Consider the following 206-nt stretch of genomic DNA (forward strand, 5'->3'; position numbering starts at 1 on the left):
ACCACCAACGATAGCGACGAAAACCCCTTTAATTTCCCCATTAGCGGTACCGTTGATGCAGCAAATACCGGTGGTGGCGGTGGTGGGGGTACCGGTGGCGGTACTGGCGCACTTCCGCCCTTACCCCCTATCGATAGCGAGGTTCCCAGCGATGGCGGGGGTACTCCCACCGCGTGCGAATTATCCATCTGTAACGAAAACCTAAT

1 pseudogene is annotated in these 206 nt (G+C 56.8%); it reads left to right on the plus strand.

Annotated elements, in window-relative coordinates:
- Positions 1–206 (plus strand): annotated as a pseudogene (locus AC0QH1_RS05805) (hypothetical protein); the annotation flags it as partial.

It is taken from the genome of Phormidium sp. CCY1219, from assembly GCF_055795085.1.